11 protein-coding genes and 1 rRNA gene are annotated in these 12,724 nt (G+C 41.1%); 7 read left to right on the top strand and 5 right to left on the bottom strand.

What is annotated here, in order from left to right:
- Positions 1–74, top strand: a 5S ribosomal RNA gene (gene rrf, locus A6M13_RS16725); the annotation flags it as partial.
- Positions 75–218: 144 nt separating this feature from the next.
- On the opposite strand, the gene A6M13_RS07410 is transcribed toward rrf, so the two are convergent.
- Together A6M13_RS07410 and A6M13_RS07415 are read right to left on the bottom strand one after the other, a co-directional pair.
- Positions 219–1,274 carry a CapA family protein gene (locus tag A6M13_RS07410; RefSeq protein WP_066544575.1) on the bottom strand — a complete coding sequence of 352 codons (1,056 nt, stop codon included), beginning with the start codon at positions 1,272–1,274 and terminating at the stop codon, positions 219–221.
- A 72-nt stretch (positions 1,275–1,346) separates the two neighbouring features.
- Positions 1,347–2,015 carry a LytR/AlgR family response regulator transcription factor gene (locus A6M13_RS07415; RefSeq protein WP_066544576.1) on the bottom strand — a complete coding sequence of 223 codons (669 nt, stop codon included), beginning with the start codon at positions 2,013–2,015 and terminating at the stop codon, positions 1,347–1,349.
- A gap of 220 nt (positions 2,016–2,235) precedes the next feature.
- Between A6M13_RS07415 and aceA the strand changes: the two genes are divergently transcribed.
- On the top strand, positions 2,236–3,516 hold the full coding sequence (gene aceA, locus A6M13_RS07420; protein WP_066544578.1) for an isocitrate lyase: 1,281 nt from the start codon (positions 2,236–2,238) through the stop codon (positions 3,514–3,516).
- Positions 3,517–3,759: 243 nt separating this feature from the next.
- Here aceA and A6M13_RS07425 read toward each other — a convergent pair whose 3' ends face one another.
- Positions 3,760–5,676 carry a tetratricopeptide repeat protein gene (locus tag A6M13_RS07425; protein ID WP_066544580.1) on the bottom strand — a complete coding sequence of 639 codons (1,917 nt, stop codon included), beginning with the start codon at positions 5,674–5,676 and terminating at the stop codon, positions 3,760–3,762.
- Between the two features lie 146 nt (positions 5,677–5,822).
- Here A6M13_RS07425 and ade point away from each other — a divergent pair, with 146 nt between their 5' ends.
- From ade to A6M13_RS07445, 4 genes are read left to right on the top strand one after another with little or no spacing between them, the layout of a single operon-like run.
- Positions 5,823–7,562, top strand: coding sequence for an adenine deaminase (gene ade / locus A6M13_RS07430; RefSeq protein ID WP_066544582.1), 1,740 nt, complete (start codon positions 5,823–5,825; stop codon positions 7,560–7,562).
- A 32-nt stretch (positions 7,563–7,594) separates the two neighbouring features.
- On the top strand, positions 7,595–8,296 hold the full coding sequence (locus A6M13_RS07435) for a glycosyltransferase (protein WP_066544584.1): 702 nt from the start codon (positions 7,595–7,597) through the stop codon (positions 8,294–8,296).
- 48 nt (positions 8,297–8,344) lie between these two features.
- Positions 8,345–8,767 (top strand): YkvA family protein, encoded by a 423-nt coding sequence (locus A6M13_RS07440; protein ID WP_066544585.1) that lies wholly within the window; start codon positions 8,345–8,347, stop codon positions 8,765–8,767.
- Between the two features lie 23 nt (positions 8,768–8,790).
- On the top strand, positions 8,791–9,699 hold the full coding sequence (locus A6M13_RS07445) for a transglutaminase domain-containing protein (protein ID WP_066544587.1): 909 nt from the start codon (positions 8,791–8,793) through the stop codon (positions 9,697–9,699).
- An 89-nt stretch (positions 9,700–9,788) separates the two neighbouring features.
- Here the strand turns inward: A6M13_RS07445 and A6M13_RS07450 are convergent, their stop codons facing one another.
- Both A6M13_RS07450 and A6M13_RS07455 read right to left on the bottom strand, forming a co-directional pair.
- Positions 9,789–10,700, bottom strand: a complete 912-nt coding sequence (locus A6M13_RS07450) for an EamA family transporter (protein ID WP_066544591.1) — start codon at positions 10,698–10,700, stop codon at positions 9,789–9,791.
- Positions 10,701–10,716: 16 nt separating this feature from the next.
- Positions 10,717–11,274 carry a GNAT family N-acetyltransferase gene (locus tag A6M13_RS07455; RefSeq protein ID WP_245669258.1) on the bottom strand — a complete coding sequence of 186 codons (558 nt, stop codon included), beginning with the start codon at positions 11,272–11,274 and terminating at the stop codon, positions 10,717–10,719.
- 173 nt (positions 11,275–11,447) lie between these two features.
- Here A6M13_RS07455 and A6M13_RS07460 point away from each other — a divergent pair, with 173 nt between their 5' ends.
- Positions 11,448–12,392 (top strand): carbohydrate kinase family protein, encoded by a 945-nt coding sequence (locus tag A6M13_RS07460; RefSeq protein ID WP_066544596.1) that lies wholly within the window; start codon positions 11,448–11,450, stop codon positions 12,390–12,392.
- Positions 12,393–12,724 lie beyond the last annotated feature (332 nt).

A 12,724-nucleotide genomic window follows, 5' to 3' on the forward strand; every position in this document is an offset into this window, starting at 1 on the left:
AACACAGCAGTTAAGCTCTTTAGCGCCGATGGTAGTTGGGGGTTCCCCCCTGTGAGAGTAGGACGTCGCTTCGCACACGTAAGCCGATGAACATAAACGTTCATCGGTTTTTTTATTTTTTTTACGATGAGATTTTCGAGTACATATTCTATACTTATAAATCGAGCTCCTGACATATTAACGTCAGGAGCTTTTATATTGTTTATGCATAATAGGGGTTAACGAATTGTCACATCAGGACCTAAAACTTCCTGAACCCATGTTAAATCTCGCACAGCGCGTTCTTGAACATGCGCAAGTGGATAAATCACATAATGGTCACCTTCCATAATCATTGTAGAAGCTGTGAATGTTGGATTCGATACGGTTACGTCTTGACCTTGCTTTGTAATCGACACGCTTGCTGCGCCACCAATAAACGTATCCGGGACACTTGTAATCGTTGCAAAGAAATTACCGATTGAATAAAAGACATGTGTTTCTTGTCCCTTATCATTTGTTAGCTTTGTATAAGGCTGTAAAATATGTGGGTGGCTTCCGAATACAACATCAGCACCAGCATCGTTTAAAAGGCTAGCAAGACGGCGCTGTTCTTCATTTTCAGTTGTGACGTATTCAGGGCCCCAGTGCATGCTTACCGCGACAACATCTACTAATGATTTTAAGTTTTCGATATCGCGAATAATTTTAGCATCCTCGATATAATTCACGCTATAACTGGAGTTTTCGGGTAAATAAAAGCCGTTTGTTCCATATGTATAACCAAGCATGCCAATTAAGACACCATCTATATCGACAATACGAGGTGTATAACGGTCTTCATCTGACTGATAAGCGCCGATGTAAGGAAAATTCGCGGCTTCCACATTTTCAAAAAGTGTACGGATGCCTGGTTGCCCCCAATCAACAGTATGGTTATTCGCTAAATTGAGCATATCGACACCGACATACTGCAATGTATTTAATATGTGCGGGGGACTTGAAAACCGTGGATAGCCAATGATACCAAATTCATTCGCAATCGGGGCCGATTCTTGATTCGCAATTAAGTAATCATAGCTGCTTAAAATATCCTTCATCGGCTCAAAGCTTGGATTGAAATCTTCATACTGAGCGATGCGCTTATGTAACAGGACATCGCCAATCATTGCTAAATCAACAGTAACCGCTGGCTGCTCTTTAATTACTTCCACTTCTGTTGGCCAATCATTTCGTTCGGTACAACCGACAAGTAAGAAGAGGACAAAGCTATACATGAAAAAGCGTAGTTTCAATAGTATTCACTCTTTTCTATGAAGAAGTACTTTTACGATAGCGAATACACTAAAAAAATACAATACTTTCGACTAAAATTCTAAAATTTTCCGTACTTGTGCGACATAAGACTGGCTTACCGGTAATTCGATGCCACTTTTTAATACTACAATGAGGTTAGATGTGAAATCTCGTTTAATGCGTGCAATCGACGCAATATTAATGATATAGGAACGATGAATACGCATAAATTGCTCCGGTAAGCGCAATTGCAGCTCTTTTAATGTAATCGTCGTTTTATAAGCATCTTGTCCAACATAAAACCATGTGTGTTTTTGTAAGCTTTCAATATACGTAATCTGTTCAATCGGAATAGGAATCCAATCGTCTTTGAGCTTTCCAGTAATAAAGCTTAATGGCTTTGGTGTCGTGGGCACAAATGTTGCCGCTAATACAACCATTAAAGCTGCGGGTTGGTTTTGCAATGTAATCGGGTAGCCGAGACAATAGTAAGGCGTGCCAAAAATTGACTCATCCATTAAAGCATCTGTTTTTTGACGTGTGCGTAATACATGTGCAGCGACGCTTTGTGGATGCACGTCTTCGCCGATCGTTAAATGAATATGATGTACACTTGCTTGGCAATAAATATAAATATTATCGATTGCAACAACGATTGTTGCATCCTTTGGAATCCATTCGCGTAGTAGTTTTGCCCAATGTTCAATTTCCTGTACGTGTACAGTTTGTAATGTCGTCATTTGTGTATTCCTCCCCTTTGTGTACTAAAACAGCAAGAAAGCGTATTTATCGACTATATTTCGTGCTTATCCCCTTTATCGACGTTTTTATCGAGAAATATAGCGAAACCTTTAATACTGTTATATATTAATTTACAACAAAACAAGCTGTTATGGAACAGTTTAGGGGTGAATTGTTAATAGTTTGTTTGTAAAAGTTAACTTAGGGAGGAATTTATTCATGGTAACTCGTCAAGAACGTATTCAAGCAATCGAAAAGGACTGGAAAGAAAATAAGCGTTGGGAAGGTATTGAGCGTACATACACTGCAGAGGATGTTGTGAAATTACAAGGTTCATTCGTAATCGAACAAACATTAGCAAAACGCGGTGCAAAACGTTTATGGAACTCATTACACACAGAGCCATTCATCAACGCATTAGGTGCTTTAACAGGTAATCAAGCAATGCAACAAGTAAAAGCAGGCTTACAAGCGATTTACTTATCAGGTTGGCAAGTAGCGGCGGACGCAAACTTAGCAGGTCAAATGTATCCTGACCAATCTTTATACCCAGCAAATTCTGTGCCACAAGTAATTAAGCGTATTAACCAAACATTTAAGCGTGCAGATGAAATTGATCAAGCGGAAGGGAACGAAGGCTTTGACTGGTTTGCACCAATCGTAGCTGACGCTGAAGCTGGCTTCGGTGGGCCATTAAATGTATTCGAACTTGTTAAAGGGATGATTGAAGCTGGTACTGCAGGCATCCACTTAGAAGACCAATTAGCATCTGAGAAAAAATGCGGTCACTTAGGTGGTAAAGTATTATTACCAACACAAAACGCAGTACGTAACTTAACAGCAGCGCGTTTAGCAGCTGACGTAATGGGTGTTGATACAATCATCATTGCTCGTACAGATGCAGATGCAGCAGATATGGTGACATCTGATATTGACCCACGCGATGCAGAGTTCTTAACAGGTGAGCGTACACCAGAAGGATTCTACCGTACAAATCCAGGTCTTAAGCAAGCAATTGCACGTGGTTTAGCGTACGCGCCATATGCAGACTTAATTTGGTGTGAAACATCTCACCCATCATTAGAGGAAGCGCGTGAGTTCGCTGCGGCAATTCATGCAGAGTTCCCAGGTAAGATGTTAGCGTACAACTGCTCACCTTCATTCAACTGGAAAGCAAAACTTTCTGATGAAGAAATCGCAGAGTACCAACGTGAATTAGGGAAGCTTGGTTACAAGTTCCAATTCATCACGCTTGCTGGTTTCCATAGCTTAAACTACTCGATGTTCGAGCTTGCGCATGATTACAAAGATAACGGTATGGCTGCTTACTCTAAACTACAACAAGCTGAGTTTGCTGCTGAGCCAAAAGGATACACTGCGACGCGTCATCAACGTGAAGTAGGAACTGGTTACTTTGATGAAGTATCACAAATTGTTTCTGGTGGTACGTCTTCTACAACTGCAATGTCTGGTTCAACAGAGACAGAGCAATTCGTATAAGATTTCACAACGCGAACGTTTGAAAAATGAAAATGGTAGTAGGGAACAAGGGGGTTGTAGTGATTGGTGCCGACAATGACTACAACAAAAGAAGTGTAGAGCGCTCTTTATTTCAGCCGTAAAATAAACGAGACGGACACTTTATAAATCGCTTACGAAACATAAATGTAAATTCCTCCATAATAATATTTGCCATAGAAAAAAGGGTGTACGATATGCCGAATCGTACACCCTTTTTGTATGCTATTGTTTTGTAGATTCATTTAGCCAGCGCTTCGCTTCCCTGTAATCTTGGTGTACACCGTTACCGCGTGTATAAAGCATACCTAATTCATACTGTGCCTTTTTATGTCCTGCGTTTGCCGCTAGACGGTAATAACGTGCAGCCGTTTTGAAGTCTTTTGGCACACCTTCGCCTTTTGCATGCATTTGCGCAAGTTGGTACTGAGCTTTTATATGTCCTTTTTCAGCCGCTTGTACAATCCACTTTGCAGCTTCTGTAAAGTCTTGTTCAACACCAAGACCTTTATCATATAAATTGCCGAGCTGGTATTGTGCGCCGATATGCCCTGCTGTTGCCGCAAGTCGGTAGCAGCGTCGTGCTTCCTCGTAATCCTTTTTCATACCAAGCCCATACTCATATAAGAGTCCGAGCTCGTATTCTGCCTCAATATGTGTTTGGTCTGTTGCTGCTCGTAACCAGTCGCGCGCTGTCATGTAGTCACGTTCGACACCTAAGCCTTCTAAAAATAACATACCTACTTCATATTGAGCATGTACATGTCCTTTTTGTGCCGCTTGTGAAAACCAATGTAATGCTGCGTCATATTGTGTCTGTTGTTTATAGTATGACCCAAGCTCATAAGCCGCACTTAAATGCCCGTTTGTAGCGGCAAGCTCAAACCAATGTAGTGATTTTTCTGTTTCTGTAGCAGCTTGGTATAAAAAGCCGAGCGAGTACTGTGCATTTGTATGGCCTTCATGTGCTGCGAGCTTAAACCATTTGAGTGCTTCTGCTTCGTTTTTTGGGACACCTTGTCCGCTGTAATATTGCATCGCGAGCTGGAATTGTGCATTAACATGTCCTTGAAGAGCCGCCGCATGAAGCCATGATACCGCTGTTTTAGCGTCGATGGCAGTACCACGCCCTTTTAAATACATATAGCCAAGATTATATTGTGCGCTGGCATCGCCTTGTGACGCAGCTTCGTTAAACCAGTAAAGAGCCTGTTCAAAGCTTTTTGGCACACCACGTCCGTCGTGATAAAAGAAGCCTAAATTATTTTGCGCACTTGTGTTACCTTTTGCAGCTGCGCGGCGATACCATTGTGCGGCTTCACGGTAATCTTGCTTTACACCGAGACCCTCTGTATACAGGACACCTAAATGGTACTGGGCTTCTGCAATGCCTGCTTTTGCGGCTTGTTCATATAAACGGGCTGCTTTTTTGTAGTTTTGTTGACCAGCTTGTCCTGTATGATAGAGCAAGCCGAGTGTTGTTAATGCTTGCGCATCGCCTTGTTGTGCGGCAAGCTCGTACCAGTAAAGTGCTTGGTCAATGCTTTTATCGACGCCGTGTCCATGTTGATACAATACGCCTAAATTATACTGTGCACTTGCATTGCCTTGTTCAGCCGCTACTTGAAACCATTGTGCGGCTTCTTCGTAATCTTGCTGTGTATAGTGCTGTTCAGGGTGGAGCATTGGCATCGGTGTATGTAAATATTCTTCATGCTGTAGGTGGCTATCATGGTCAATTTCAAACCGTGCATCTTTTCGCTGGATGAACCATTCCAATAAATCCGTGAAATAATCGAGCGTTAACTGCAATGATTTTTTATCAATGAGCGTATTGCCACGTGCTGTTGTTTGCTTGCGAATTAAATCCATTAATAAAAAAATACGACGCGGTTGAATGCGTGTCGTAAAAATAGACGTCTTTAAGAGCGCGAGTAATGAGCGCTGTGTAGGAGTAGTGCCCATTTCTTGCCGATAAACTTCGAGTACTAATTGATGCAATAACTGTTCACATTTGCCAAGCCGAATCGTCGCTGCAACCGTTGTGTCTGTGATGTCAAAAAGGAGTCTTGCTAGCTCAGAGAACCCTTGTTTTTGTAACTGCACGTAAGCTTGTCGTAGTACATGCTCAGGTGTATGCATGCGCTCACCACCTTTTTAATAGATATATGCTATATATCGAAAATTTCAATCTATTCTCAAGTAAACGAGTATAAATATTTTATAAAGCATTTCATTCGGTGTACAGTAAGAATACCGTTAGACAGTATACATCAGGAGGAATGTTTATGTTCAAACAACTACAACAACAAATTCATGCATCACAAACGGGCAAGGTGGACTATGTATTACGCAATGGCTATGTAGCCGATGTTATTTCAAGACAGTGGGTGCAGGCAGATATCGGAATAACAGCCGGTAAAATTGTCGCAGTCGATACGACAAACTCGCTAACGGCAGAGCAACAAGAAGATATGACTGGGAAATATATTATTCCAGGATTGATTGATGGACATATTCATATTGAATCATCGGTGGTGACACCTTCTCAATTTAGTCGTGTATTAGTGCCGCATGGTGTGACAACAGCGATTACCGACCCACATGAGATTGCGAATGTGAGCGGAGCAGAAGGTATTCAGTTTATGTTAGCGGACGCAGAGCAAGCAACGATGGACATTTTTGTGATGCTGCCGTCGAGTGTGCCAGGGACTGCGCTTGAAAATGCAGGTGCGATATTACAAGCCGCCGATTTACAGTCATTTATCGACCATCCACGCGTACTCGGCTTAGCCGAGGTGATGGATTATCCTGCTGTATTAAGCGGTGATCAAGCAATGCTTGAAAAAATTGAATTAGCCACTGCACGTAATTTAGTTGTAGATGGGCACGGAGCGGGGCTAAACCATTTACAAATTCGAGGGTATAGAACAGCGGGAATTCATACAGACCATGAATGCGTCACAGCAGAGGAAGCATTAGATCGCGTATGGCAAGGGATGTATGTATTAATCCGTGAAGGCTCAGCGGCAAAAAATTTAAAGGATGTTTTACCAGCTGTTACGCCAGCGAATGCGCATCGTTTCGCATTTTGTACGGATGATAAGCATTTAGATGAGCTAATGGCAGAAGGCAGTATTAATCACGCCGTACAATTAGCAATTGATGAAGGAATGGAGCCATTATTAGCCATTCAACTTGCTACATGGAATGCCGCGCAATGTTATCGTTTATATACGAGGGGCGCAATTGCACCAGGTTTTGTGGCAGATTTACTTGTATTAGAGGAACCAACTGTGATGAAGCCACAAGCGGTATATAAAGACGGTGTGAAAGTTGCAGAGCATGGTAAAATGCTTACAAAACAAACAAGCACAATCACACCATCTGCTGCGATTACACATTCTGTACGTTTGCCACAAGTGGATGCTGCGCAATTAAATATCGCATTACCGCGTTCTACGCGTGCGCATGTTATTGAGATTATACCGAATCAAATTATGACGAAGAAACGTATAATGGATGTACCAACTGAAAATGGCATGTTTAAAGCGAGCGTTGAGCACGATTTATTAAAGCTTGCGATTGTCGAGCGCCATCATTTACGTCATCATGTGCAGGCTGCGATTGTACATGGCTTTGGGCTACAACGAGGAGCGGTTGCTACGACCATTGCACATGATTCGCATAACGCGCTTGTATTAGGGACAAATGATGAAGATATGCTTGTGGCATTGCGTGAACTTGAAGCGATGCAAGGTGGATTTGTGCTCGTCGATAACGGTGTGGTTATTGGGAAAATGGCATTGCCGATTGCAGGGCTAATGACCGATGTTGATGCGCAAGAAGCATGCAAACAGCTACATGACTTGCATGAGGCATTACATATTTTGCATCCCACACTCGACTTCCATCTTTTTTTAACGTTGTCGTTTATTGCGTTGCCGGTCATTCCAGCATTAAAGATTACTGATACTGGTTTATTTGATGTAGAAGCGTTTTGTCATATTCCAATTGCAGTCGACTAAGTAGCATGTCGATGAAAAGGGGAGAGTTGTACATGAATCAAGTCGTGGCGGTGATGCCAGTTTTTAATCCGACACCATCATTTTTGGAAGATTTTCACCCACTCTATGCACAAAATTTTGCGCATTTTATTATTATTAATGATGGAAGTGCTGCAAAATATAGTGCAGTTTTTGAGACGTTACAACGGTTACCGAATGTTGTTGTACTGACACATGAGAAGCGGTTAGGGAAAGGAGCTGCTGTGAAAACAGCATGCTCGTACTTAACACGATTTTTAAAAAATTGCCAAGGTGTGCTCTTTATAGGTGCGTATGGTCAGCATAAACAAGAGGATGTTACACGTATGCTTCATGTAAGCCGTATTTATAATGACGGCATTATTTTAGGTGTCCGTAATTTTCGTGCGCGGGAATTACCTGCATTTAGCCGCCTTGGGAATTCCTTTGTGACGATGATTTTTGAGCTGCGCTGTCGCAAGCGCATTACGGACGTACAAACTGGCTTACGTTATATTCCGATGGCACATATTCCTTGGATTGCTCGCATTCCTAGTCATGATTTTGACGTAGATGTATATATGTTAATGGAAGCGGTCAAACAGCAAATTCCGATTTATGAAGTCACAATTGGTAAAGCATTGATGAAGAAAAATACGTTTATTCAATATGACGAGGCATTCCGTTTTCGACATATGGCTAAGCGCATTTGGCGTTATCGTTATATGGAGGAATGAAACTTTTGGTGAGGTATTTCGTACGCTATATAAAGGAGGAGATTGACAATGACTGAACAACAAGATTTCGAGCAAGTAATTAATGGTAAAGACAAACATTATTCTGATGATAAATTTATAAAGAAAGTACAATCGAACGGCTTACAACTAGGGTTTAAAGCATTGCATGCCGCAACGACATTATTTGTAGCATTGAAAAGCCCACAAATGCCTAACTCGCAAAAGCTTATTATTTTAGGTGCGCTTGGTTATTTAATTTTACCGATTGATTTAGTAGCAGACTTTTTACCGGTTATCGGTTTAGCTGACGATGCACTTATTATTATTAAAGCGGTGATGTCGGTGTACAACCATGTTGATGACAGTATGGAACAAGAGGCACATATGCTGCTAAAAAAATGGTTTGGTGACCGTTACACATATGAAGGTTCGCTTGAAACGATTGTAGTTGAGGAAAAGGATGAGCTATAAAAGCGCAAGGAGGTTGCCGTACTGTGCGTAAACTATTGACGATCGCTGTATTATTGTTCTTTGGTTGGGCAGTGTACGGTGTTGTAGAGGACTATGAAGAAGCTGGACTTTCTTTTGAAGAGATGAAAAGCTTCATGAGTGGTGTCGCAGATGAGGCGATTGACACGACCGTGACGATTGCACAAGGTGACCCCATTACAATCGACGAACAAGAAGAAGTTGTTGTAACATCTACTGCAGTCACAACAACGGAGCAATTAGCCGATGCTTTTTATGCACATTTATCGAATTGGGACACGAAGTTCACCATTGAATTTGAAGGTGATACAACGACACTAGGCACGATGTTAGATGAAGCATATGAAGCTGCCAAAACACGCAACGGTTATGTGTTAGGGCATTTAGAGAAAATGAATTTAACATATGAGTACACGTCAACACGTGCGACAATTACAGTGTTGCAAAGCTATTTAACGGATGCACACCAAGAACAATTCGTTGATGCGCAAGTACGTCAAATTTTGCCGACGATTGTGCATGATGCAATGACCGAGAAAGAAAAGGTATTAGCCGTGAATGATTTCATTGTACGTCAAACTGTGTATGGAACAGCAACAAATGCAAGTCCGCACAGTGCATTTGCGGTATTAATGGAAGGCCAAGCAGTATGCCAAGGCTATGCGTTACTTGCGTACAAAATGATTGATTTACTCAATATTGATGTATTGTATGTAACCGGTGAAGCGGGTGGCGTTGGTCATGCGTGGAATTTAGTTTATGTCGATCATACATGGCAACATTTAGATACGACATGGAATGACCCAGTACCTGATCGCGGTGATAAAGTATCAGATACCTATGCATTTTTAACGGATGAAGAGCTGTTACAAACACATACTTGGGTACGTGCTAATTATCCGCAAGCTTTATAACCAACTATGATACAATGTATCACTTGAAAAAAAGGTATAATATGCGAAAAGCCTCCTCTAGCTGTGAAAAACAGCTAGAGGAGGCTTTTTTATGATGTGCTTTTTGCAAGTGCAGGTTGTTTTTTCATGGACAAATATGTCGGTAATATCATGCCAAATATCACTAAAATAATGCCGCTAACTTGAATCATTGTTAAGGCTTCGTTTAGTACAATAACAGATACTGTAACGGCAACGGGAAGCTCCATGGCGCTTAAAATAGAAGTCATTGCACCACCAACTTTTGGAGCAGCAATCGCAAAGAGTAAAATCGGCAAAATAATACCGAAAGTACCGAGTAATAAACCGTATTGCCATAAATCCTCAGTAAAGAGTGTACCGTTCCAGACAATTTCCGGCGCTAAAAAAACGCTCGTCACAACTAACGCGACAAATGACATAATGGTCATACGTGAAATCGTAGTGACACCATCTACCTGACGTGAATTATATTGTAATGTTAGGGCAAAGGATAATGCGGCAAGTAAACCGAACACCCAGCCTTTCCAGTGAATATTACTTAAATCTGTATCCAGTACACCGGCTGATAAAATTGTACCGACAAATAATATTGTAAGTGAGATTAGTTCGATGCGTGTCGGCAAGCGGCGTTTAAAGAAGCAATCTAAAAATGTGCCAATCCATGTAAATTGGAACAGCATAACAACAGCTAATGATGCAGGTAAATAGTTCAGTGACTCACCGTACACAATACCTGTACAGCCTGTAAAAATACCGGCAATAATCACCGTTTTCCAGCCCTCTTTTGTCATGTTTGGCAATTTACGCTGCGTCGCGATAAATAATGTAATCGCTAATAAAAAGCCAATGACATATTGGCTCGTAATGGCTTCAGCAGATGTGAAGCCTGCGCTCATTGCAACTTTTACAATGGTCGATAAAATACCGTAACTACTTGCAGCAATCACAATAAGTAACGGGTATAAAAGTAAACCTTTCAATACAATCCCTCGATTTCTATACGTTCTTCACCATATGATGAAATGGTTCGTTAATAATGTGCCATGGTTCAGTGACTGTATAGCCGATTCGTTCATATAGTTGACGAGCACGTATTTTTTGCTCCTCGACATTTAGTGAAATCTTCGTAAAGCCACGGCGCTGTGCTTCTTGCTCGGCAAACTGAAGCAGCAATGTGCCAATCCCTTTTCCGCGACCTGCTTCATGTACACAAACGGTATCGATATAAAATTCATCATCATGCGCTTCTACATCAATAATGATATCTTTGCCGTGCGCTGCTAAATACTGCTCAAGCTGACGGTCAAGTGTGCGTCCTGTCGCTCCATCATATAATACAGCAATGCCAACAATTTGCGCGCCATCTTTTGCAACAAATGTATGCGCATAAGAATGGCGATTATTTGTTTTTGTAATCAGCTCTTCTAATGTAGCTAATACTTTGTCAGGTTGTTCCTCACCTGTTAAACGATTAGCGATATCTCCTATAGCATCAACAATAAGCGGTGCAATAGAAGATGCATCCGCAGGCGTTGCTTGTATAATTTGAATCATCATAAATCCTCCTAAAAATGTGGTGATAGTTACATGTTCCGTCCATAAGTATAGCAAACTTGTGAACAACATACACAAATCGAACTTTTTCAATAAGTCTAAATTTTTATATTTGCATGTGTTTCGTGGTAATCTTGAGTAATAATATTTTTTTCGGAGGGAAAGAACAAGTTATGAGTCAGGCGGATAGAGATTTTATTCTCGTATACGGAGATGCATTTGTAGATTTTATTGCGAAAGATCAAACGAACACGGAGTTTGTGAAATATTTAGGTGGCGCGACAATTAACGTAGCAGCAGGTATTAGCCGTATTGGTGCACCGTCAGCATTAATTACCATTACAGGCGATGATGAAACATCAGAATTTGTACGTAATGAAATTGCAAACGAAGGCGTGAATATGGACTATGCGATTTTTGATGCCACAAAGCGTGTAAGTGGTGTATATGTACACTTAACGGAAAATTGTGAGCGTGTATTTAAAGATTATATGGATGAAACACCAGATTTACAAGTAACAGCCGCACAATTAGACGAAAAAGCGTTTAAACGTGCATCTGTATTAAATGTATGTTCAGGTACAATGTTCCATGAAACAGCGTTAGAGACAACGCGCCGTGCTGTAGAGTTAGCAAAGGATAATGGTGTGATTGTGGCAATTGATGCAAATATCCGTCCGTTGCGTTGGCCAAGTGAAGACATTTGTCGTGAAACGATTTCGTCATTCTTTGAAGATGCGGATATTTTAAAGCTGACAGATGATGAGTTATTCTTCCTGACAGAAACAACAACAATCGAAGACGGTTTAGCCGTGTTAAATGATTTATTAATTCCAATTGTACTTGTGACAGTTGGAAAAAATGGTGCGTATGCTGTATTAAATGGTGAAGTTATTCACGTACCGGTAGAAAAAGTAGTGCCTGTTGATACAACGGGTGCAGGAGATGCGTTCATGTCAGGTGTGTTACGCTATGTGCATTACAATAGCTTACCAACAACACCCGCTGAGCTAACAAAATGTGTCGCATTCGGTAATGAATTAGGTGCACGTGCTGCAACAAAGCCAGGCGCATTAACAGCTTTACCACATTACGATGAAATTAAACATTTACTATAATAAAATACTTGTATATTCCTGACACGCGTGTTTAAATTAAGCAGGAGCATTCATTCAATGACAAAATTGAGGGTCATTCGTTGAGCGAAAGACAATGGTGCTACATATTGTAATTGGCAATACGCTTGGGATGAGGAGAACATGACAAGTATGTTGTGAATTCGTATGTACTTACCGTTAGTACAGACTAATGCATTGTCTTTTCACTGGAGAAACAACGAATTTTTGAATGAAGCAAGTAAACGAGAGTCCGACTATGTGTCCACATAGTCGGGCTTTTTTTATCGCTAGTCGTACATGTAGAAAAGTATCGCAGTGGTTGACTTTTGCGT

The sequence above is a fragment of the Caryophanon tenue genome (assembly GCF_001700315.1).
GTDB lineage: Bacteria > Bacillota > Bacilli > Bacillales_A > Planococcaceae > Caryophanon > Caryophanon tenue.